We start from the raw sequence: 21260 nt of genomic DNA, 5'->3' as shown, positions 1-21260 counted from the left end.
GGACGGTGCTGTTCGAGGGGTACGTCGGTGCGTACGCGGGCGCGGATACGCCGACTGGACGCGCGTTGCGTCACGGAGGGTGACCGCGGTTTCGAGGGTGGTGCGCGGCGAGGGGCGTTGACGGGTGGGGTGTGACGGTGTGTTATCCGAAGTAGAAGGATGTGGCCCGGGGGTTTTGGCCGGGCCGTAGGCTGGGATTTTCCGTCGATCCGCCCCAGACACCGCGGAGGGTGCAGATGAACGATTTCCAGGAACAGGCGAAGAACTGGCTCCGGAATGTCGTCAAGCAGAACCCGGACAAGATCAAGGCCGGCGTCGAGAAGGCCGGCGACCTGATCGACAAGCAGACCGGCGGGAAGTACGCGGACAAGGTCGACGCGGTCCAGCAGAAGGTCGACAGCTTCGTCGACAAGCAGAACTCCGAGGACACCCCGAGCCAGCCGGGCGCCGAGCCCGCGCAGAACGGTCGATCCGAGCAGGAAGGCGCGTCAGAGCCGGCCGCCGGGCGGACCGAAGCCGCGGAGACTCCGCAGGCCACCGCTGAGCCGGAATCTGCGCAGGCGCCGGACTCCACCAGTACGTCGAGCACGCAGACGCCGTAACCCGCGAAACCAGGGGCGGTCCGTGGACTCAGCTGTCACGGGCCGTACCGGCCGAGCCGGAGGCACTGCAGGCTCCCGCTCAGCCTGAGTCTGCGTGGGCCTAGTCGGCCCCGCCAGCACATCAGGCACTCGCGCGAAACCAGGCGGCCCGTGGGTTGACCTGTCACGGGCCGTATCGGCGGAGTTGGAGGCGGCATCGACGCCCGTCTGATCCCGCGGTAGGTCTGGCGCTCAGGCGCCGTGGCCCGCGAAGCCAGATGCCGCCTGTGGGTTCAGTTGTCGTGGGCCGTGCCGGCGGAGTTGGAGGCGGCGTGAGTGCCCGTTGGTGGGTCTGGTGCTCAGGTGTTGTGGCGCGCTGAACCGGATGGGGGCCGTGGGTTCGGCTGTCGTGGGTCGTTCCGGTAGCGGCGGCGGATCTCGCCGGTAGTTGGGGTGCTCAGGGGCCGTGTGGGCGAGAGTGGGTGTGGGTCCTGTTGGGGGTTGAGGCGGGGTGGACCAGGTTGGGGGGTGGTCTTGTGGGGAGATCTGGGTCTGTGTGGGTGGGTGTCCGTCTTGACCGGTCGGTAGGGCGCGCTTAGCCTCGGCATCAGGAAGGGATGAATCCACCGGTTCGGTGGCGGACACACTGCGGTTGGCCGGTGACGCGGCCGGCCGGACGAGAACGCAATCACGCTCGACGGAGCTGAAGGAAGGGCGACGGTGCCGCAGCGCGCCGTCGGATAGGCGGTACCGCGTGTCGTGCCCCGGCCGGTGACGGACGGGGAGGGCGCGTGGGGCATCGTGGTCTCCGAAGCCGCAGCACACGATGCGCAAGGGTGGCTGTGAAGGCGGAGTACCCGGAACCGGGGCGACCGCACCCAGGCGCCCGGCCCGGCCGTACGCGGCGGGCAGCATCGCCGTAGCCGGTTCGCCGTACCCGCGATGCCGCCGTACCTGCGGATTCCCTTCGACCGATGGCCACAGTCCCTGGTGGGACTCGAAGGAGAGGGGAGACGCCGATGACCGCGATGTCCGTTGGCCTGACCCTGATCGGACTGCTGATCGCCGGACTGCTGGCCTGGATCGGCATCACCCTCTCCCGCCGGAAGGCCGCCGACACCGCGACCGCGCACCAGGAGGTCGAGCAGGTACGCCGCCAGGCCGAGGAGGAGGCCGCCGTACTGCGGACCCGCGCCGAGGCCGAGGAGCGTCGCGCCGAGCAGATCCGGCGTACCGCGGAGGACCGGGCGTCGGAGGTACGGCGGGACGCGGACCAGCGGGCGTCCGAGGTACGCCGCGAAGCCGAGGCGGAGGCGCAGTCGATCCGGGACGACCTGCGGGAGCAGCGCCTGGAGATGGAGCGCCGCGACCACCGGCTGACCGAACGCGAGGAGCGGCTCGACGAGCAGCACCGGGCGATCGAGGAACGGCAGACCGAGCTGACCGCGCAACTCGCGGAGCTGGCCCGGCGCGGGCAGGAGATCAAGGACCTGGAGGACGAGCGCCGCCGGATCCTCGAAGGGGTCGCGAACCTGACCGCCGAGCAGGCGAAGGCCGAACTGGTGGCCGCGATCGAGGACGAGGCGAAGCGGCACGCGCACGCGACCGTCCGCGACATCGAGCGGCAGGCGCTCGACGAGGGCGAGACGAAGGCGCGCAAGATCATCACCGGTGCCGTGCAGCGGCTCGCGTCGGAGCAGACCAGCGAGTCCGTCGTGTCAGTGGTGCATTTGCCGAGCGACGACATGAAGGGCCGGATCATCGGCCGCGAGGGGCGCAACATCCGGTCGTTCGAGCAGACCACCGGGGTGAACCTGATCATCGACGACACCCCGGAGGCGGTGCTGCTGTCGTGCTTCGATCCGGTACGCCGGGAGACCGCACGCCTGACGCTGGACTCGCTGGTGCTGGACGGCCGGATCCACCCGAGCCGGATCGAGGAGATCTACGAACGCAGCAAGGGCGAGGTCGCCGAGCTGTGCGAGCGGGCCGCCGAGGACGCGATGGCCGAGGTCGGCATCACGGACCTGCACCCGGAGCTGGTCCGGACGATGGGCCTGCTGCGGTACCGGACGTCGTACGGGCAGAACGTCCTGAAGCACCTGGTCGAGTCGGCGCACATCGCCGGGATGATGGCGGCCGAGCTCGGGCTGGATCCGAAGCTGTGCAAGCGCGGCGCGTTCCTGCACGACATCGGGAAGGCGCTGACGCACGAGTCCGAGGGCAGTCACGCGATCGTCGGCGCGGAGCTGGCGAAGAAGTACGGCGAGAACGACGACGTCGTGCACTGCATCGAGGCGCACCACAACGAGGTCGAGGTTCGGACCGTCGAGGCCGTGCTGACGCAGGCGGCGGACGCGGTCAGTGGTGGCCGGCCGGGTGCGCGGCGGGAGTCGCTGGAGGCGTACGTGCAGCGGCTCGAACGGCTGGAGGAGATCGCGATGCACCACGACGGTGTCGAGAAGGTGTTCGCGATGCAGGCCGGCCGGGAGATCCGGGTGATGGTGCTACCGGACGCGGTCGACGACATCGCGGCGCAGGTGATGGCCCGCGACATCGCGAAGCAGGTCGAGGAAGAGCTGACGTACCCGGGGCAGATCCGGGTCACCGTCGTCCGCGAGTCGCGGGCGACCGAGGTCGCGAAGTAGCACTCGTCAGCGGAACGCGGACTGGCCGGTGAGGGCCTGGCCGATGACGAGTTGGTGGACCTCGGACGTGCCCTCGTAGGTGAGGACCGACTCGAGATTGTTGGCGTGCCGCATGATCGGGTACTCGCCGCTGATGCCGTTCGCGGCCAGGATCGTGCGGCACTCGCGGGCGATCGCGATCGCCTCGCGGACGTTGTTGAGCTTGCCGACCGACACCTGCTCGGGCCGCAGTGTGCCCTTCTCCTTCAGGCGGCCGAGGTGGACGGCGAGCAGCATGCCCTTGTTCAGCTCGACGGCCATGTCGGCGAGCTTCGCCTGGGTCAGCTGGTACGCCGTGAGCGGCTTGTCGAACACGATCCGCTCGCCGGCGTACCCGATCGCGGTCTCCAGGCAGTCCCGGGCCGCGCCCAGCGCGCCGAAGATGATCCCGAACCGGGCCTCGTTCAGGCAGCCGAGCGGACCGGACAGACCACGGGCCTCGGGCAACATCGCGGACGCCGGGAGCCGGACGTCGTCGAGGATCAGCTCGGAGGTGACGGACGCGCGCAGCGACATCTTCTGCTTGATCTCCGGGGCGGAGAAGCCGGGGGTCGAGGTCGGTACGACGAAGCCGCGGACGCCGTCGTCCGTCCGCGCCCAGACGACCGCGACGTCGGCGACCGAACCGTTGGTGATCCACATCTTCGAGCCGTTCAGCACCCAGTCGGCGCCGTCGCGGCGGGCGCTGGTGCGCATGCCGGCCGGGTTCGAGCCGAAGTCGGGTTCGGTCAGGCCGAAGCAGCCGATCGCCTCGCCGGCCGACATCCGGGGGAGCCACTCGTTCTTCTGGTCGTCGCTGCCGTACTTCCAGATCGCGTACATCGCGAGCGAGCCCTGCACGGAGACGAGCGAGCGCATGCCGGAGTCGGCCGCCTCGATCTCCAGGCAGGCGAGCCCGTACGCGACCGGGCCGAGGCCGGCGCAACCGTACCCGGTCAGATGCATCCCGAGGAACCCGAGCGCCCCGAGCTCCTTGGCGAGCTCCCGCGCCGGAATCGACGCGGTCTCGAACCACTCCGGCAGGCTCGGCCGCAACCGCTCGTCAGCAAACCGCCGCGCCGCCGCCCGCACGTCCAGTTCGTCCGCAGTCAGCAACGAGTCGACATCCACCAGATCCAGAGAAGCACCCATGTGCTCACGCTAGCCGGTGGAAGGAATGACGCGGTGGTGTGGAAGACCACACGCCTACTTCAGGATCAGCGTCCCGTCGAACGCGTCCAGGTCGGCGAGCGTCTCCTGGTACACGTCGCGAAGCGGAGGCAGGTCCTCGCGCGCGAAGAACCGGGCGTCCCGGGTCTCGTCGGTCTCGGCGAGCAGCGATCCGCTCCACCGATCCACCCGGAACACGACGGCGAACATCTGGTGCTCGCCGCCGTACGCGTTGGTGAACCAGTACTGCGGACCTGTGTACAGAGCGATCGGTGTCGCCGCCTCGACGACCAGGCCGGTCTCCTCGTGCACCTCCCGGACCAGAGCGTCCCAGATCGACTCGCCCAGTTCGAGGCCGCCGGCCGGCATCACCCACGTGTCGTCGTCGGAGCGGCGGACGAGGAGTACGGCGCCTGTGTTGTTGAGGATGACGGCCCGCGGACCCGGGGTGATGAGGCGTTGGTTGCCGACGTTCCGGCGGAGGTTTCCGGCGTACGTCTGCTCGTAGCTCACTTGCGGTACCAGGGCCACCACCAGTGGCGTTTGCGGGCATGGCGGACGACGACGCTGGCGTGGTGGGCCCGGCCGGTGACGTGGAGGCGGACACCGCCGGGGCGGGGGGCTACGGCGCGGTTCTTGGCGCTGCTGTGGTTGGCCTCTACCTGGTCGATGTCTACGCTCCAGCCCTCGGGGATGACCATCACCACGGAGCTGTGGATGGCCTGGGCGTCGACGTGGATGTCGGACCAGTGAACGACGGCGTCGGTGAAGTCCAGCTTCACCGAGGAGTGCTCCGCGATCGCTGTCAGGCGCTCAGGTACGACCCAGGCTCCCTCGCGCTTCTGTGCGCTGTGGCGAGCCCGCAGTGTCAGTTCCTGGGCGCTGCCGTGCGCGACCGGCACCAGGTCGGCGGTCGCGTTGCGGAGCTCCAACTGGGTCTTGGCGGAGTAGATCTGGGTCAGCCGCTCGTCCAGCTCCTCGAAGTCCAGCCGCCCGTCGGTGTGCGCTTCCTGGACCACGGCGGCGGCACGCTCACGGTCGTTGTCGGACGCCCGATGACCAGGCGGCGGCTGCTCCAGACTCATGCACCCAAAGGTAGCGCCGCATCAGCCGACGAGGGACAGGAATCGAGCCACCACGGTCGACCAGGTCTTGTCGAGCTCCGACGCGTGCCGTTCTGCGTCGGCCACGACCTGAGAAGGGTCGAATCCCATCGAACGCAGCCGCTCCGGGTCCCACCGCCGTACCCGTGAAGCCGAAACCTCCGGATGGAACTGCACGCCCCAGCTCTGCCCGATCCGCAGCATCTGGTGCGGGCACCGCTCACTGGACATCAGCAGCACCGCCTCCTCCGGCAGCCGCGTGATCTGGTCCTGATGACTCTCCACAGCCCACACAGAGGAAGGCAGCCCAGCAAGCAGTACGTCGTCCGCAGCAGCCGGGAGCACCGTCAGTGGCGTCACACCCTTCTCCGGCAGCCCGTACTTCCCCTTGACCTCTCCACCGAACGTGTGCGCCAGCAACTGCCCACCGAGACAGATACCGAGCACAGGCACCCGGCCGTGCGCGTCGCGCAACAACGAACGCTCAGCCGGCAGCCACGGCGACCGCTCGTCCTCGTCCGGCAGCATCCCGCCGCCGAGCAGCACGAGCGCCGCATGGCCGTCGATCCGGGTGGGCACCGGTTCGCCGTCCCAGGCCCGGACGACGACCGGTGAGAGGGCACGGGCATCCAGCCAGTCGAGCAGTCGCCCAGGGCCGCTCTCACGGTCGTTCTCGATGATCAGGACGGTGGTCACGCGGGCAACGGTACGACGGCACACCGGACAGCTGAGTACCGGAGTGGCGCTTCCGGGATACTGATCCACTGGGGGTGCCGATGGAGCCTGTCAGTGGATTCGTGCGCGCCGTTGTCGGAGACGTGGCCTTCGTCTTCGGCAAGGGCATGGTGAGCGCGTACCTGCTCGCCCGCCGCAACGGGTGGTCGCGCCCGCAGCTGGACGTACTGGTGCGCTCCCACGGTCAGTACGTGCCGCTGTCCGTCCCCACGGGCACCGTGCCGGTGATAGGGCGGCTGGTCGGGCTGGACGAGATCCGCCCGGCGCCGATGATCACCGTCGAGTTCACTCCGGGCGACACGGGCGCCGAAGCACACCTGACAGCCAACAACCCGGTGCTCATCACGATCACCGACGTCAGCCACCGCGAGTACGACGCGGTAATACTCACCACGTCGCTGGGCGCAGCGGCGTACGCAGAGCTGCCCCCTGGGTACTACCACGTGTCCGCCGTGGTCGTAGACGAGTACGGCGACCTGCTGCAGGGGTACGGCGCCCAGCACAACCTGCACGTGGACAAGGGCGACGACGTGATCGTGTCGCTGTCCATACGGACCGCTGGCGTCGTAGAGATCGCCAAGGCGCTAGAGACCGGCCCGCAGCCCGCACTGGTGACGCAGACCGGTGACGTCGTACCGCTGCTGGACCTGGTTCGTATCGGCCGCGCACCCGACTGTGACCTGATCCTGGATCGCCAGGAGATCAGCAGGCACCACGCGGAGCTGCTGCGCATGGATGCGACCGGCTACGAGCTACGGGACCTGGGCTCGACCAACGGCACACAGGTCAACGGCGTACCGATCCAGACCGCAATGGTGGGTCATCGCGACGAGATCCGGCTCGGAGGCCTCCCGTTCCGCCTCTTGCTGTCCTGACCTGGAACAATGGCGCCGTGAACCCGCGCAGCGTCGTCATCCTCGGCTCGACCGGCTCGATCGGTACCACGGCGCTCGAGCTGATCGGCCGGAACCGGGACCGCTTCCAGGTGCTCGCGCTGTCCGCCGGCGGTGACAACGTCGCGCTGCTGGCGGAGCAGGCGCTGGAGTTCGGCGTCGAGGTCGTCGCGGTCGCGAAGGCCACGGTCGCGCAGGACCTGCAGCTCGCGTTCTACGCCGAGGCGCAGCGCAAGGGGTACGCGCAGGGCGAGTTCCGGATCCCGAAGATCCGCACCGGCCCGGACGCGTCGAGCGAGCTCGCGGCGATGCCGTGTGACGTAGTACTCAACGGCATCAACGGATCGGTCGGCCTGCACGCGACGCTGGCGGCGCTGGACGCGGGGAACACGCTCGCACTCGCCAACAAGGAATCGCTGGTGATCGGCGGGCCGATCGTCACCAGGCGCGCCAAGCCCGGGCAGATCGTCCCGGTCGACTCCGAGCACAGCGCGATCGCGCAGTGCCTGCGCGGCGGCTCGCCGGACGAGGTCCGGAAGCTGCTGCTGACCGCGAGCGGCGGGCCGTTCCTCGGGAAGCCGCGCGACGAGCTGGCGAACGTCACGGTCGAGCAGGCCCTCCGGCACCCGAACTTCGCGATGGGCCCGGTCGTCACGATCAACTCCGCGACGTTGGTCAACAAGGGCCTGGAGCTGATCGAGGCGCACCTGCTGTTCGGCATCCCGATGGACCGGATCGAGGTGGTGGTCCACCGGCAGCAGGCGATCCACTCGATGGTCGAGTTCACCGACGGCGCCACCATCGCGCAGGTCGGGATCCCGACCATGACGGTGCCGATCGCGCTCGCGCTCGGCTGGCCCGACCGGATACCGGACGCGACCCGGCCGTGGAGCTTCGCCGAGGCGAGTACCTGGACGTTCCAGCCGGTCGACACCGCGGAGTTCCCGGCGGTCGAGCTGGCTCGGGACGCGGGAGCCCGCGGCGGTACCGCCCCGGCCGTGTACAACGCCGCCAACGAGGTCTGCGTGCAGGCGTTCCGGGACGGCCGCCTGCCGTTCACCGGGATCGTCGACACGGTCGCCCAGGTGGTGACCGGTCACGACGTACCCTCGTATGAGGAACTGTCCGTCGACGACGTGCTGGCGGCGGACGCGTGGGCCCGAACGCGGGCTCGTGAGATCACCGGAGTACAGGAGACCCACCAGGCATGAGCGTGCTTCTCACCATCCTCGGCATCGTGGTGTTCGTGCTCGGGGTGCTGATCTCCGTCGCGCTGCACGAGCTCGGCCACATGCTGCCGGCCAAGGCGTTCGGGATGAAGGTCACACAGTTCTTCGCCGGCTTCGGGCGCACCCTGTGGTCGGTGCAGCGCGGTGAGACCGAGTACGGCATCAAGGCGATCCCGGCCGGCGGGTTCGTCCGGATCATCGGCATGATGCCGCCGGCGAAGGGCCAGGACCCGACCAAGGTCCGGAAGGCGAACACCGGCGCGATCCAGTCGATGGTCGAGAACGCGCGCACCGCGGAGTACGAGACGATCTCGCCCGCGGACGACGGCCGGCTCTTCTACCAGAAGGTGTGGTGGAAGAAGCTGATCGTGATGGCGTCCGGTCCGCTGGTCAACGTCCTGATCGCGACGGTGCTGTTCACGGGTCTCTACACGCTGTACGGCGACCGCATCCCGCAGACCACGATCTCCACCGTGACCGACTGCGTGATCCCCGCCAACCAGGCCACGCCGAACCGGAAGTGCCAGGACGGGGACAAGGAGTCGCCCGCGAAGCTCGCCGGGTTCCACGTCGGGGACAAGGTGGTGTCGTTCAACGGCACCCAGATCAACAGCTGGGACCAGCTCACCCCGCTGATCCGCGCGAACACCGACAAGGCCGCCACGATCGTTGTCGAGCGCAACGGTCAGCAGCTCACCCTGAAGACCAACACGATCGTCAACCAGGTGCTGGACTCGCCGGGCTCGGACAAGTACGTCTCGGTCGGGTTCCTCGGCGTCTCGCCGGAGAACAAGCTCGAGCGGCAGAGCGTCGGCTACGCGCTCGACAAGATGGGCACCTACACGGTCAGCACGGTTCAGGCCCTCGGCCGGTTCCCGGAGAAGCTGGTCGGCGTCGCGCAGTCGATCGTCGGCGGCAAGCGCGCCCAGGACAGCCCGATGAGTGTGGTCGGCGCCAGCCGGGTGGCCGGTGAGATCGCCGCCAGCAATCTGGGCTTCGGTGACAAGGCCGCGACCCTGGTGCTGCTGCTCGCCTCGCTCAACCTGTTCCTTGCCCTGTTCAACTTCATCCCGCTGCTGCCGCTGGACGGTGGGCACATGGTCGGCGCGATCTGGGAAGGCATCCGGCGCGGCTTCGCCAAGCTGGCCGGCCGGCCGGACCCCGGGTACGTCGACGTCGCCAAGTTGCTGCCGATCGCGTACGTCGCGGCCAGTGTGATCGTGGTGATGGGCGTGCTGCTCGTCATCGCCGACATCGTCAATCCCATCAAGCTCTTCAACGGCTAACGGTTAAGGACTCATGAGCATCAACCTGGGCATGCCCGCGCTGCCGCCCCCCACCCTCGCCCCGCGCCGCAAGACCCGCCAGATCAAGGTCGGCAGCGTGCTGGTCGGCGGTGACGCGCCGGTGTCGGTGCAGTCGATGACCACGACCCCGACCAACGACGTCAACAAGACGCTGCAGCAGATCGCCGAGCTGACCGCGGCCGGCTGCGACATCGTCCGGGTCGCCTGCCCTCGCCAGGAGGACGCCGACGCGCTGCCGGAGATCGCGAAGCACTCGCAGATCCCGGTGATCGCCGACATCCACTTCCAGCCGAGCTACGTGTTCGCGGCGATCGAGGCCGGCTGCGCCGCGGTCCGGGTGAACCCGGGCAACATCCGCAAGTTCGACGACCAGGTCAAGGAGATCGCGCAGGCGGCGAAGGACCACGGTACGTCGCTGCGGATCGGCGTGAACGCAGGTTCGCTGGACAGGCGGCTGCTGGAGAAGTACGGGAAGGCGACGCCGGAGGCGCTGGTCGAGTCGGCCGTCTGGGAGGCGTCGCTGTTCGAGGAGCACGACTTCCACGACTTCAAGATCTCCGTCAAGCACAACGACCCGGTCGTGATGGTGCAGGCGTACGAGCAGCTCGCCGAGCGCGGCGACTGGCCGCTGCACCTCGGCGTCACCGAGGCCGGGCCGGCGTTCCAGGGCACGATCAAGTCGTCGGTCGCGTTCGGCGCGCTGCTGTCGAAGGGCATCGGCGACACGATCCGGGTCTCGCTGTCGGCGCCGCCGGTCGAGGAGGTCAAGGTCGGCCTGCAGATCCTGCAGTCGCTGAACCTGCGCGAGCGCAAGCTCGAGATCGTCTCCTGCCCGTCCTGTGGTCGCGCCCAGGTGGACGTGTACACGCTCGCCGAGCAGGTCACCGCCGGGCTGGAGGGCATGGAGGTGCCGCTCCGCGTCGCGGTCATGGGCTGCGTCGTGAACGGCCCGGGCGAGGCCCGCGAGGCCGACCTCGGCGTCGCCTCCGGCAACGGCAAGGGCCAGATCTTCGTGAAGGGCGAGGTCATCAAGACCGTCCCCGAGTCGGCCATCGTCGAAACCCTGATCGAAGAGGCCATGCGCATCGCGGAGGAAATGGGCGAGACCGGCGAGCCCACCGTCAGCGTCGGATGACGCAGTACCTGGTGGTCAGTGCGGTCGCCGGTGAAGCGCGGTATGTGCCGGAGGGGATTCCGGTGGTGGTTACCGGGGTCGGGAAGACGGCGGCTGCTGTTGCGGTGAGCCGGGCCTTGGCGGAGCGGGACGTGAGCGGGCTCGTGGTGCTGAACGTCGGTACGACGGGGGCGCTGCGGGACGGGCTGGCGGGGTTGTTTGTGCCGAGCACGGTGATCAATCACGATGTGAACGCGGAGGCGGTGCGGGCGATCGGCCTGGACCCGCAGGACGAGCTCCCGATCGACGGCGGCGACGGGACGGTGCTGGCGTCCGGGGACGTGTTCGTGGCCGATCCTGTCGTACGGGCGCGGCTCGCGGAGCGGGCGGATCTGGTGGATATGGAGGCGTACGGCGTGGTCTACGCGTGCCGGGCGTACGGCGTACCCGTCCGCGTCGTGAAACACGTGTCCGACGCGGCCGACGAGGCGGCCCTGGACTGGCCCACCCTTGTCGACACGAGCGCCAAGGTGCTGGGGGAGTGGGTCCGGGAGAATGCCCGCTGAACCGGCTTGACCTTGACCCTGGGGGCAAGGTTTAGCGTGGGGTCAAGGAGGCGGGATGCGGATCAGTGACCTGGCGGCCGAGGCCGGCGTGACGGTCAAGGCGGTGCGGTACTACGAGTCGCAAGGGCTGCTCAAGCCGCGCCGGGAGGCCAACGGGTACCGGTCGTACGACGCGGACGACGTGGTCGTGGTGCGCGAGGTGAAGGCGTTGCTGAGCCTCGGGCTGACGGCCGAGCAGACGTACCCGTTCATCGAGTGCCTGCGGGCCGGCAACGACCGCGCGGACGTCTGCCCGGCGTCGCTGACGGCGTACCGGACCCGGATCGCGGAGGTGGACCGGCGGATCGCCGAGCTTACCGAGCTGCGGTCGCGGCTGACAGACCTCCTGTCCGATGCCGAGAGCTGGAGAAAGAAGCTATGAGCAAGCTACGCAGTGTTGACCAGAAGACGTTCAGGGACGAGGTACTGCGGTCCGAAAAGCCTGTACTGGTGGACTTCTGGGCGCAGTGGTGCCCGCCGTGCCACCAGATCGCGCCGGTGCTCGCGCAGATCGCCGCCGAGCGCGCCGACAAGCTGACCGTGGTGAAGCTCAACTCCGACGAGAACCCCACGATCGCCGCGAACTACCGCGTGATGGCCCTCCCCACCCTCGCCCTGTTCCACCGCGGCGAGCTGATCTGGTCCGTGGTCGGCGCCCGCCCGAAGCACAAGCTCCTGAAGGAACTCGACGACGCACTGCTGACCGCCGTGTAACGCCGTCTGCTGAGGCTCCACTCCGAGCGCTCGCCCAGGACAGCTGGAGTCCTGGGCGAGCGCTCGTCTGTTGACTGGTAGCTGTCTAGGATGCTAGCAATATAGCCATGGTGGACGACCCGGGTAAGAAAGTGCAGTTCAACGTGTACCTGCCGCCGGGGCTGGTGCGGCGGGTGAAGCACAAGGCGATCGACGACGGGGCGAGTCTGTCGGCCTTGGTGGAGCAGGCGCTGGCGGAGTACCTGGACAACCATGGGGAGGCGCGGGGATGAGTGGCGTGGTGATCAGGCCGTTGCGGTTCACGGCGGACGTGGCGGCGATGCGGGCGTTCCTGGAAGGGCTCGGGTTGCGGTCGCGGATCGAGTCCGAGCGGGGTGGGTGGGTGGACCTGCTGGCGGGGCGCGGCATGGTCGCGCTGCACGATGCGGCGTCGAGTTCCACCGGTGGACAGCCCGGGCAGACGTCGTTGACGTTCGAGGCGGACAAGCTCGACGAGCTGGTCGAGCGGCTGGAGCGGGCCGGGTTCGGTGACGCGACGGTGTTCGACGAGGCGTACGGACGGGTGCTGTCGGTCACCGGCCCGGACGGTGCGGTGATCTGGGTCGACGAGCGCAGCGAGGACCTGTACGGCTACACGCTCCACGACGTACGCCCCGACGACCGCCTGTCCGTGACGCCGTACCTGACCGGGGCCGACGAGCCGGCGTGGCACACGTTCCTGACCGCGATGGGCGCGGACGCGACCGTACTGTTCGGCCCGGGCCCCGAGTTCGCCGTACGTCTCGACCTGACCGCGACCGAGAGGGCCCTGGCCGACATCGCAAGCCGCACCGAGGCGACTCGAACCGCAGCCGGTCTCGAACTCACCGACCCGGACGGGCGACTTGTCGTGATCCACGAATGAGGTTGACCTCTAGAGCACCTGAAGTTGCAGGATGCGCGGCATGACTCGGTTGCGGGACGACGCGGACTTCCGGCGGTACTGGGTGGCGCGGGCGTTGTCGGTGACCGGGTCGATGGTGACGGCGATCGCGTTGCCGGTGCTGGTGTACCGGTTGAGCGGGTCGACCGTGCTGACCGCGGTGGTGAGCGCGCTCGAGTCGGCGCCGTACCTGCTGGCCGGCCTGTTCGCGGGTGCCCTCGCGGATCGCTGGAATCGGCGGCGCGTGATGGTGACGGCGGACTGCGTGAACGCGGTACTGGTCGGATCGGTCCCGGTCGCGCATCTGCTCGGCGTACTGACCGTCGTCCAGGTGCTGGTGGTCGCGTTCACGGTGCAGGCCGTCTACACCTTCTTCGACGGCGCGAACTTCGGGGCGCTGCCGGTGCTCGTCGGCCGGGAGCGGGTGGCGCAGGCGAACTCGGCGGTCTGGACGGCGGCCAGCCTGATCGAGCTGTTCGTCCCGCCGCTCACCGGCCTGCTGCTCGCGGTCCTCGACCCGGCCAGCCTGCTGACGCTGGACGCGATCAGCTTCGCGGCGTCCGCGTTCGCCGTCCGCGGGATCGTCCGGGCGATGTCGGAGCCCCGGGACGGCCGCGCGCCGCTGAGCCTGCGGGTGGTGCTGGACGATGTCGGCGAGGGGCTGCGGTACCTGACCCGGCACGCCGGCGTCCGGACGATGACGATCGTCGGCGGCATCCAGTCCTTCGCGGGCGGCGGTTTCATGGCGCTGATCGTGGTGTGGTGCGACCGCGTCCTGCACATCGGTACGTCGGGACTCCGGTTCGGGCTGGTCTGGGGCGTGTGGGGAATCGGCGGGCTGATCGCGGCGCTCAGCCTGCCGCGGCTGCTGAAGCGGATGCCGCCCGCGGCGATCACGCTGTACGCGTTGCCGGCGTCCGCGCTGCTCGGCGTACTCGCGCCGCTGTCGCCGCACTGGATCGTGGCCGCGCTGGCGCTGCTCGTCTGGGGTTCGGCGTACGTGCTGGTGCTCGTGAACGCGGTTTCGTACCGGCAGCAGGTGACGCCGGAGAACCTGCTCGGCCGGGTCAACACCGCGGGGCGGATGCTGTCCTGGGGTGTCGGCTGGACGCTCGGATCGGTGCTCGGCGGACTGCTCGGCACCGCGTTCGGGCCGCGGACCGGGATGGTGCTGATGGGCCTGTCCGGGTGCGCCGGCGTGGTGGTCGCGTGGACCTCGCCGCTGCGCCGGATCGCCGCCGGGCAGGAGCCACAGGTGGCCTGACGCGGCCCCGTTGCATACGCCGAAGCCGAAGATCCGCTAGGTTCTGCGCGTGGGCGTACGGGTTCTCGGTCCTCGCGACCTCGCGGCGGCGCGCGCGGTCATCGCCCGCGATCCGGTGGTGAACGTGTTCGTGGACAGCCTCGTGCAGGCGTCCGGGCTGGATCCGCGGCGCGGTGCGGAGGTCTGGGGGTACGTCGAGAAGGGCGCGCTCGAGGCGCTCTGCCACGCCGGCGGGAACATGGTGCCGGTCGGCGCGGACGACGCCGCGCTGCGGGCGTTCGCGGCGTACGCGCTGCGCCGCGGCCGGAACTGCTTCCAGATCCTCGGGCCGGCGCGTGCGGTCGACCAGCTGTGGACGATCCTCGAACCGCACTGGGGACCGGCCCGCGAGGTGCGCGACGACCAGCCGTTCATGGTGATCGAGGGGCCGCCGGCGATCGCGCCGGACCCGCTGGTCCGTGCGGTGGAGCCGGTCGAGCTGCCGATCCTGTACCCGGCGTGCGTGGCGATGTACACCGAGGAGGTTGGGGTCCCGCCGCAGACCGGGCCGGACGGGACGTTCTACCGCTCCCGGGTCGCGGAGCTGATCCGCGCCGGGCGGGCGTTCGCGCGGATCGAGGACGGGCGGGTCGTGTTCAAGGCCGAGGTCGGCTCGGTCGGCACCGGCGTCTGCCAGATCCAGGGCGTCTGGGTGGATCCGGAGTACCGCGGCCGCGGTCTCGCCGCACCCGGGATGGCCGCGGTGGTGGAACTGGCCCGGCAGATCGCGCCGGTCGTCACGTTGTACGTGAACGCGTTCAACCTGCCGGCCCGGGCGGCGTACGAGCGGGTCGGCTTCCGTACTATCGAAACCTTCGCCACGATCCTGTTCTGACCAGGCCTGTGGATATCGTGGTGAGAGCATTGCCCGAGGACGGATATTCTCTGTGACGTCCTGTATCCGACTTCTGCACGCTTGGAGACTCCCGTGATTTTGCGTATGTCGTCGTTGTTCCTCCGCACCCTTCGCGAGGACCCGGCGGACGCGGAGGTCCCGAGCCACAAGCTGCTCGTCCGCGCCGGCTACATCCGGCGGACGGCGCCCGGCATCTACACCTGGCTGCCGCTCGGCCTGCGGGTGCTGCGCAACGTCGAGCGGATCGTCCGCGAGGAGATGGACGCGATCGGCGCGCAGGAGCTGGTGTTCCCGGCGCTGCTGCCCCGTGAGCCCTACGAGGCCACCGGCCGCTGGACGGAGTACGGGCCGAACCTGTTCCGCCTGAAGGACCGCAAGGGCGCGGACATGCTGCTCGGCCCGACGCACGAGGAGATGTTCACGCTGGTCGTGAAGGATCTGTACTCGTCGTACAAGGACCTGCCGCTGTCGATCTACCAGATCCAGAACAAGTACCGCGACGAGGCGCGGCCGCGGGCCGGCGTGCTGCGCGGGCGCGAGTTCGTGATGAAGGACTCGTACTCGTTCGACATCGACGACGACGGGCTCGCCGCGTCGTACGAGCTGCACCGCACGGCGTACATCCGGATCTTCGACCGGCTCGGGTTCGACTACGTGATCGTGCAGGCGATGTCCGGCGCGATGGGCGGGTCCCGGTCCGAGGAGTTCCTGGCGATCGCGGAGAACGGTGAGGACACCTTCGTCCGCTCGCCGGGCGGGTACGCCGCGAACGTCGAGGCCGTGGTTGTGCCGCAGTCCGCGCCGGTCGACGCGTCCGCCGTACCGGCCGCCGAGGTCGTCGACACCCCGGACACGCCGACGATCGACACGCTGGTCGACGCGCTGAACGCGAAGCACCCGCGGACCGACGGGCGCGAGTGGACCGCCGCCGACACGCTGAAGAACGTGCTGGTGATGCTGCTGCACCCGGACGGCACCCGCGAGCCGCTGGCGATCGGCGTCCCCGGGGACCGGGCGATCGACGAGAAGCGGCTCGGCGCGCAGGTGGAGCCGGCCGAGGTGGTGGCGTTCGACGAGGCGGACTTCGAGAAGTACCCGTCGCTCGCGAAGGGGTACATCGGTCCCGGGGTGCTGGGCAAGGAGAACACGTCCGGCATCCGGTATCTGCTGGACCCGCGGGTCGCCGAGGGGTCCGCGTGGGTGACCGGTGCGGACAGGTCCGGCTTCCACGTGATCAACCTGGTGCACGGGCGCGACTTCACCGCGGACGGCACGATCCAGGCCGCCGAGGTCCGCGACGGCGACCAGGCGCCGGACGGTTCGGGCGCGCTGGAGACCGCGCGCGGGATCGAGATGGGCCACATCTTCCAGCTCGGCCGGAAGTACGCCGAAGCGCTCGACCTCAAGGTCCTGGACCAGAACGGCAAGCTCGTCACGGTGACCATGGGGTCGTACGGCGTCGGCGTGACCCGCGCGGTGGCCGCCGTCGCCGAGGGCAACCACGACGAGCTCGGCCTGATCTGGCCGCGCGAGCTGGCGCCCGCCGACGTCCATCTGGTTGCCACGGGCAAGGACAAGGAGGTCTTCGAGAAGGCCGCCGAGATCGCTGCCGAGCTGGAGTCCCGCGGCCTGACCGTGCTGTACGACGACCGCGAGAAGGTGTCGCCGGGCGTCAAGTTCAAGGACGCCGAGCTGCTCGGCGTCCCGACCATCGCCGTGGTCGGCAAGGGCCTCGCCGACGGCACCGTCGAGGTGAAAGACCGCCGCTCCGGCGACCGCACCGACGTCCCGGTCGCCAACGTCGTGGACCACCTCCTCACCGCCGTCCGCACCTGACCCCACCTCAGCAACCCAGCCCTGCCCCACCCGCGCTGCCCGGCGGACGTTCGAGGGGTGAACCATCCGGGGTGTCCCTTCACCCGCCTCATGCGAGGGGTGAAGGGACACCCCGCGAGGTTCACCCCTCAAACGTTCCGGAAAGAGGGGCGAGATTTTTCGCCGGGGGTGTCGAGAGGTGGGGAGTGGCTTCGATCCCGGGGTGTGGCGCCTGAGGGGCGTCCGGGATTGGAGTTGGCGATGAACGAATCTGTGCCGGCCCACGGCGGGCTGGAAGAGTTGCGGGCGGTCGTGGCGGGGGAGGTGCTCGTCGACGGCGACGCGGGGTACGCGGACGCCGGGCGGGTGATGACGAAGCTGGGCCGGCCGCGCGTGGTGGTGCGGTGCGTGGAGACCGCCGACGTGGTGGCGGCGTTGCGGTACGCCGAGGGGCAGGACCTCCCGATCGCGGTCCGGAGCGGCGGGCATCACGCGGCCGGGCTGGGAACGAACGACGGCGGGGTGGTGATCGACGTACGTGGGCTGGACGACGTCCAGGTGCTGCCGGACGACGTCGTACGGGTCGGTACCGGCGCCACCTGGGGCGAGGTCGCCGAACGGCTCGGGAAGCGTGGGCTGGCGATCTCGTCCGGGGACACCGCGAGCGTCGGCGTCGGCGGGCTGATGGCCGGCGGCGGCATCGGGTGGATGGTCCGCAAGCACGGGCTGGCGATCGACAACGTGGTCTCGGCGGAGGTGGTGACCGCGGACGGCGCCGTACGCCGGGTCGACGCCGCCACCGAGCCGGAGTTGTTCTGGGGCCTCCGCGGCGCGGCGGGCGGCCTCGGCGTGGTCACGTCGTACGACCTCGCCGCCGTCCACCAGCCGACCGTGTACTTCGGTACCCTGCTGTACCCGTGGACCCAGGCGGAGCAGGTGCTCGACGGGTGGGCGGCGTACGCCCCTGACGCACCCGAAGGCCTCACCTCGTCGCTGCAACTGGCGCCGACGATGATGGCGGATGGCCAGGTCCCGGTCGCGATCCAGGTCTGCACAACAGATCTGGATCTCCTCGATCCGCTCCGAAACGTCGGCTCGCTGATCACCGAGAAGGTCGCGGAAGTCCCGTACGCCGACGTGTTCGTCGACATGACCATGCCCGCCGAATGGCGACCGCGGATCCGCAACGGCTTCTACAACGCGTGGCCGGACGACCTGAGCAGGAAGCTGCTCGACGTCCGTCCGCGGATCCCCGGGCTCGCGATGGAGATCCGCGCGCTCGGTGGTGCGTACGGCGCGATGCCCGCGGACGGTACCGCGTTCGCGCACCGGGACGCGCGCTTCCTGGTGAACTCCGTGCTGATGGGATCGCCCGAGCAGCAAGGCCCGCAGCAGCGTGCGGATTTCGATGCGCTGTGGCGCACGCTGCAGCCGGACGGCGCGTACCTGAACTTCCTGTCCGACCCGACCGACGCCGATCTCGACAGCTGCTACCCGAAGGAGCACCGCGCCAGACTGGCTGCTCTGAAGCAGACGGTCGACCCCGGCCACGTGTTCCGCAGCGCCCTGACCGTCCCGCCGCGTCCGGAGTGGACCGGCGGCCGCCATCACCTGATGAGGTGGGCGATGCGCTCGCGCAGGTAGTTCTGCTCGGCGGTGTTCCGGGTGCGCTCCAGTGCCGCGAGGTAGTTGGCGCGCGCCCGGTCCGGGCGGCCCGCGAGTTCGTGCAGGTGCGCGAGGACGGACAGCCGGCGGTGGTGGTCGCCGAGGTACCGGTCGGCGGCCAGCCCATCGACGATCGCGATACCGGCGTCCGGTCCTTCGGTCATCGCCACCGCGACGGCCGCGCCGAGCGTCACCATCGGGCTCGGGTCGACGCGTTCGAGGAGCCGGTACAGGCCGGCGATCTGGATCCAGTCGGTGCTCTCGACCGAGTCGGCCTCGCTGTGTACGGCGGCGATCGCGGCCTCCAGCTGGTACGGGCCGACGGCGCCGGCGCGGAGCGCCTCCTCGACCAGGCGAGTCCCTTCGGCGATCTCGCCGGCGTACCAGCGGGAACGGTCCTGCCGGTCCGCGGGGATCAGGCTGCCTCCCGGCCCGGTCCGCGCGTCGCGGCGGGCGTGCGTGAGGATCATCAGCGCGAGCAGTCCGGTGACCTCGCCCGAACCGTCGACGGACCGGCGCAGCAGCCGGGTGATCCGGAGCGCCTCCTCCGCGAGATCCACGCGCTGCAAGGAGGAGCCCGCGCTGGCGGTGTGGCCCTCGTTGAATATCAGGTACAGCACCTGCAGCACGGCGCGGAGTCGTACGTCGTACTCCTCGGCCGTCGGCAACTCGAAGCGCGCGCCCGCGATCTGCCGCTTGGCCCGGCTGATCCGTTGCGCCACGGTCGTCTCGCTGACCAGCAACGCGGCCGCCACCTCGGCCGTGGTCAGCCCACCGACCGAGCGCAGCGTGAGCGCGATCTGCGAGGCCGGGGTGAGCGCCGGGTGGCAGCAGAGCACGAGCAGCCGGAGCGTGTCGTCGGAATCCTCCTGGTAATCCGTGGGATCCGCCGTACGCCGGAAGTCGTTCAGCTCGCGCTCCCGGCGCGCGTTGTCGCGCCGCCAGCCGTCCATCATCCGCCGGGTCGCCACGCTGATCAGCCAGCCGATCGGCTGCTCGGGTACGCCGTTCTCCCGCCACCGGACGAACGCCTCCAGCAGCGCCTCCTGGACCGCGTCCTCGCACTGGTCGAACGCGTCGTACCGCCGGACCAGCGCGGCCAGCGCCCGCGGCGCCGCGGCCCGGATCGCCGCCTCGAGCTCGGACGCCGGTGGACCGGTCACGACTCGCCGGGCCCCGTGCCGAGCTGGTTCAGGAAGTCGTCCTGGTCGAGGCGGATCTCGCGGAACTCGACGCGCCGGAAGTCCGCCAGCGGGATCCGCGCCGCGATCTCCAGCGCCCGCTCCACCGTCGCGCAGTTCAGCACCATCGCGCCGGCCAGGAACTCCTTCGTCTCCAGCAGCGGCCGGTCCGAGATCACCGGCGTACCCGAGACGAGCTGGATGTCCCGCTCCTCGCCCGGATCAAGGAGCCCGAGGACCGACACCAGCTCGCCCGTCGCCAGCAGCTCCCGCGCGGTCGCGGCGACCGCGGCAGGACCCCCGGCCATCTCCATCAGCTCCTGCTCGGAGAACTTCTCAAGCGCCTCGACGTTGTTGTGGATCAGCAATAGGAACTTCACCCACCCATTCTCCCGGATGAGGGCGCACCTCCCGGCCCCACGCCTACTGCGCGGCACTCGACGGGCGCCTCACCGCACCGGAGCGAAGGGAACGATGAACCACATCGATCCCTCCGCTCCGGCGCGCCGAGGCACTCCGCCGAGCACCTGCTCGCTACGGCGTGGGGCCGGGAGGTGCGCCCACGTGTCATACCTCTCACCGTCCGGTGTAAAGGTTGAGTGGTACTACGGGCTTACCGAATGATGGTCGCCTGTGCCTGATGTTTCGTTGGTGACGTTGTTGTTCCTGGTGATCGCGGCTTTCGCGGCGGGGTGGATCGACGCCGTGGTCGGTGGCGGTGGATTGCTGCAGTTGCCCGCGATGCTGCTCGGCCTGCCGAACGCGTCGCCGGCGCAGATCCTGTCCACGAACAAGATCTCGTCGCTGTGCGGTACGACGACCAGCGCGGTCACGTTCGGTGTCAAGGTGCGTCCGGATCGTAAAACCGTGCTGCCGTTGGCGATCCTGGCCGGTCTGGGTGCCGCGGCCGGTGCCCTGGTCGCGACCCGGATCCCGATGTCCTGGTTCAAGCCCATCGTGCTGGTGCTGCTCGTCGTGGTCGCGATCTACACCGCGCTGAAGCCTTCGCTCGGCGCCCGTACGGCGTTGCGCTTCGACGGCCGCGACCACTACCTGGCCGCGGCCGGGGTCGGCGTACTGATCGGGTTCTACGACGGAGCGGTCGGGCCCGGGACCGGGTCGTTCCTGATCTTCGCGCTGGTCGGCCTGCTCGGGTATAACTTCCTGCAGGCCAGCGCGAAGGCGAAGATCGCCAACGTGGCCACGAACCTGGGCGCGATCCTGGTCTTCGCCCTGCACGGCGCCCCGCTCTGGGGCCTCGGCCTGATCATGGGTGCGGCCAACATGCTCGGCGGCCTCCTCGGCGCCCGCACCGCGGTCGCCCGCGGCAGCCGCTTCGTCCGCGTGATCTTCCTGGTCGTGGTCTCCGCCCTGATCCTGCGCCTCGCGTACGACGTATTC

At 69.7% G+C, this 21260-nt stretch carries 22 protein-coding genes; 16 read left to right on the top strand and 6 right to left on the bottom strand.

Annotation, left to right across the window (positions count from 1 at the left end; translation table 11 throughout):
- Window positions 1-236: 236 nt before the first annotated feature.
- Complete coding sequence (locus VFF46_RS34330; RefSeq protein WP_325041413.1) at window positions 237-602, top strand: antitoxin; 366 nt, start codon at window positions 237-239, stop codon at window positions 600-602.
- 998 nt (window positions 603-1600) lie between these two features.
- Window positions 1601-3229 (top strand): ribonuclease Y, encoded by a 1629-nt coding sequence (rny, locus tag VFF46_RS34325; RefSeq protein ID WP_325041412.1) that lies wholly within the window; start codon window positions 1601-1603, stop codon window positions 3227-3229.
- 6 nt (window positions 3230-3235) lie between these two features.
- Here rny and VFF46_RS34320 read toward each other — a convergent pair whose 3' ends face one another.
- Genes VFF46_RS34320 through VFF46_RS34305 form a run of 4 tightly spaced genes read right to left on the bottom strand, consistent with a single transcriptional unit; the run spans window position 3236 to window position 6216 of the window.
- Window positions 3236-4399: an acyl-CoA dehydrogenase family protein gene (locus VFF46_RS34320; protein WP_325041411.1), complete on the bottom strand. Its 1164-nt coding sequence runs from the start codon at window positions 4397-4399 to the stop codon at window positions 3236-3238.
- A 54-nt stretch (window positions 4400-4453) separates the two neighbouring features.
- Window positions 4454-4930 (bottom strand): NUDIX domain-containing protein, encoded by a 477-nt coding sequence (locus tag VFF46_RS34315; RefSeq protein ID WP_325041410.1) that lies wholly within the window; start codon window positions 4928-4930, stop codon window positions 4454-4456.
- On the bottom strand, window positions 4927-5502 hold the full coding sequence (locus VFF46_RS34310; RefSeq protein ID WP_325041409.1) for a DUF1707 domain-containing protein: 576 nt from the start codon (window positions 5500-5502) through the stop codon (window positions 4927-4929). Before VFF46_RS34310 ends, VFF46_RS34315 begins: the two co-directional genes overlap by 4 nt.
- A gap of 21 nt (window positions 5503-5523) precedes the next feature.
- Window positions 5524-6216, bottom strand: coding sequence for a type 1 glutamine amidotransferase (locus VFF46_RS34305; RefSeq protein ID WP_325041408.1), 693 nt, complete (start codon window positions 6214-6216; stop codon window positions 5524-5526).
- A gap of 80 nt (window positions 6217-6296) precedes the next feature.
- Between VFF46_RS34305 and VFF46_RS34300 the strand changes: the two genes are divergently transcribed.
- From VFF46_RS34300 to VFF46_RS34240, 13 genes are all read left to right on the top strand, one after another.
- Entirely contained in the window at window positions 6297-7130 is an 834-nt protein-coding gene (locus VFF46_RS34300; RefSeq protein ID WP_325041407.1) for an FHA domain-containing protein, read from the top strand.
- 17 nt (window positions 7131-7147) lie between these two features.
- Entirely contained in the window at window positions 7148-8359 is a 1212-nt protein-coding gene (dxr, locus tag VFF46_RS34295; RefSeq protein WP_325041406.1) for a 1-deoxy-D-xylulose-5-phosphate reductoisomerase, read from the top strand.
- A complete protein-coding gene (locus VFF46_RS34290) occupies window positions 8356-9663 on the top strand; it encodes a site-2 protease family protein (RefSeq protein WP_325041405.1) in 1308 nt (435 codons plus the stop codon). Before dxr ends, VFF46_RS34290 begins: the two co-directional genes overlap by 4 nt.
- A gap of 13 nt (window positions 9664-9676) precedes the next feature.
- Window positions 9677-10819, top strand: coding sequence for a flavodoxin-dependent (E)-4-hydroxy-3-methylbut-2-enyl-diphosphate synthase (ispG, locus tag VFF46_RS34285; RefSeq protein WP_325041404.1), 1143 nt, complete (start codon window positions 9677-9679; stop codon window positions 10817-10819).
- Window positions 10816-11364, top strand: coding sequence for a nucleosidase (locus tag VFF46_RS34280; protein ID WP_325041403.1), 549 nt, complete (start codon window positions 10816-10818; stop codon window positions 11362-11364). Before ispG ends, VFF46_RS34280 begins: the two co-directional genes overlap by 4 nt.
- A gap of 55 nt (window positions 11365-11419) precedes the next feature.
- Entirely contained in the window at window positions 11420-11785 is a 366-nt protein-coding gene (locus VFF46_RS34275) for a MerR family transcriptional regulator (protein WP_325041402.1), read from the top strand.
- The gene (gene trxA / locus VFF46_RS34270) at window positions 11782-12117 is read left to right on the top strand and encodes a thioredoxin (RefSeq protein WP_325041401.1); all 336 of its coding nucleotides are present in this window, start codon (window positions 11782-11784) and stop codon (window positions 12115-12117) included. Before VFF46_RS34275 ends, trxA begins: the two co-directional genes overlap by 4 nt.
- A 107-nt stretch (window positions 12118-12224) precedes the next feature.
- A complete protein-coding gene (locus tag VFF46_RS34265; RefSeq protein WP_325041400.1) occupies window positions 12225-12389 on the top strand; it encodes a CopG family transcriptional regulator in 165 nt (54 codons plus the stop codon).
- The gene (locus VFF46_RS34260; RefSeq protein WP_325041399.1) at window positions 12386-13021 is read left to right on the top strand and encodes a VOC family protein; all 636 of its coding nucleotides are present in this window, start codon (window positions 12386-12388) and stop codon (window positions 13019-13021) included. The genes VFF46_RS34265 and VFF46_RS34260 overlap by 4 nt, the downstream gene beginning before the upstream one ends.
- A gap of 40 nt (window positions 13022-13061) precedes the next feature.
- A complete protein-coding gene (locus VFF46_RS34255) occupies window positions 13062-14303 on the top strand; it encodes an MFS transporter (protein ID WP_325041398.1) in 1242 nt (413 codons plus the stop codon).
- Window positions 14304-14352: 49 nt separating this feature from the next.
- Window positions 14353-15177 carry a GNAT family N-acetyltransferase gene (locus VFF46_RS34250; protein ID WP_325041397.1) on the top strand — a complete coding sequence of 275 codons (825 nt, stop codon included), beginning with the start codon at window positions 14353-14355 and terminating at the stop codon, window positions 15175-15177.
- A 93-nt stretch (window positions 15178-15270) separates the two neighbouring features.
- Window positions 15271-17034, top strand: a complete 1764-nt coding sequence (locus tag VFF46_RS34245) for a proline--tRNA ligase (protein WP_325041396.1) — start codon at window positions 15271-15273, stop codon at window positions 17032-17034.
- A 240-nt stretch (window positions 17035-17274) separates the two neighbouring features.
- Window positions 17275-18657: an FAD-binding oxidoreductase gene (locus tag VFF46_RS34240; protein WP_325041395.1), complete on the top strand. Its 1383-nt coding sequence runs from the start codon at window positions 17275-17277 to the stop codon at window positions 18655-18657.
- Here VFF46_RS34240 and VFF46_RS34235 read toward each other — a convergent pair.
- Complete coding sequence (locus tag VFF46_RS34235; RefSeq protein WP_325041394.1) at window positions 18621-19841, bottom strand: RNA polymerase sigma factor; 1221 nt, start codon at window positions 19839-19841, stop codon at window positions 18621-18623. The genes VFF46_RS34240 and VFF46_RS34235 overlap by 37 nt on opposite strands.
- On the bottom strand, window positions 19838-20239 hold the full coding sequence (locus VFF46_RS34230) for a YciI family protein (protein WP_325041393.1): 402 nt from the start codon (window positions 20237-20239) through the stop codon (window positions 19838-19840). Before VFF46_RS34230 ends, VFF46_RS34235 begins: the two co-directional genes overlap by 4 nt.
- 253 nt (window positions 20240-20492) lie before the next feature.
- Here VFF46_RS34230 and VFF46_RS34225 point away from each other — a divergent pair.
- On the top strand, window positions 20493-21260 hold a 768-nt coding region (locus VFF46_RS34225; RefSeq protein WP_325041392.1), incomplete at its 3' end, for a sulfite exporter TauE/SafE family protein.

This window comes from Kribbella sp., from assembly GCF_035655035.1.
Lineage (GTDB): Bacteria > Actinomycetota > Actinomycetes > Propionibacteriales > Kribbellaceae > Kribbella.
This window is presented reverse-complemented; position numbering and strand designations above follow the sequence as displayed.

Bases quoted from the DNA above. Each gene is read 5' to 3' on its own strand.
- trxA (WP_325041401.1), top strand. From the start codon at position 11,782: ATGAGCAAGCTACGCAGTGTTGACCAGAAGACGTTCAGGGACGAGGTA.
- VFF46_RS34255 (WP_325041398.1), top strand. From the start codon at position 13,062: ATGACTCGGTTGCGGGACGACGCGGACTTCCGGCGGTACTGGGTGGCG.
- ispG (WP_325041404.1), top strand. From the start codon at position 9,677: ATGAGCATCAACCTGGGCATGCCCGCGCTGCCGCCCCCCACCCTCGCC.
- VFF46_RS34280 (WP_325041403.1), top strand. From the start codon at position 10,816: ATGACGCAGTACCTGGTGGTCAGTGCGGTCGCCGGTGAAGCGCGGTAT.
- VFF46_RS34290 (WP_325041405.1), top strand. From the start codon at position 8,356: ATGAGCGTGCTTCTCACCATCCTCGGCATCGTGGTGTTCGTGCTCGGG.
- VFF46_RS34330 (WP_325041413.1), top strand. From the start codon at position 237: ATGAACGATTTCCAGGAACAGGCGAAGAACTGGCTCCGGAATGTCGTC.
- VFF46_RS34320 (WP_325041411.1), bottom strand. From the start codon at position 4,399: ATGGGTGCTTCTCTGGATCTGGTGGATGTCGACTCGTTGCTGACTGCG.
- rny (WP_325041412.1), top strand. From the start codon at position 1,601: ATGACCGCGATGTCCGTTGGCCTGACCCTGATCGGACTGCTGATCGCC.
- VFF46_RS34265 (WP_325041400.1), top strand. From the start codon at position 12,225: ATGGTGGACGACCCGGGTAAGAAAGTGCAGTTCAACGTGTACCTGCCG.
- VFF46_RS34300 (WP_325041407.1), top strand. From the start codon at position 6,297: ATGGAGCCTGTCAGTGGATTCGTGCGCGCCGTTGTCGGAGACGTGGCC.
- VFF46_RS34260 (WP_325041399.1), top strand. From the start codon at position 12,386: ATGAGTGGCGTGGTGATCAGGCCGTTGCGGTTCACGGCGGACGTGGCG.
- VFF46_RS34240 (WP_325041395.1), top strand. From the start codon at position 17,275: ATGAACGAATCTGTGCCGGCCCACGGCGGGCTGGAAGAGTTGCGGGCG.
- VFF46_RS34310 (WP_325041409.1), bottom strand. From the start codon at position 5,502: ATGAGTCTGGAGCAGCCGCCGCCTGGTCATCGGGCGTCCGACAACGAC.
- VFF46_RS34275 (WP_325041402.1), top strand. From the start codon at position 11,420: ATGCGGATCAGTGACCTGGCGGCCGAGGCCGGCGTGACGGTCAAGGCG.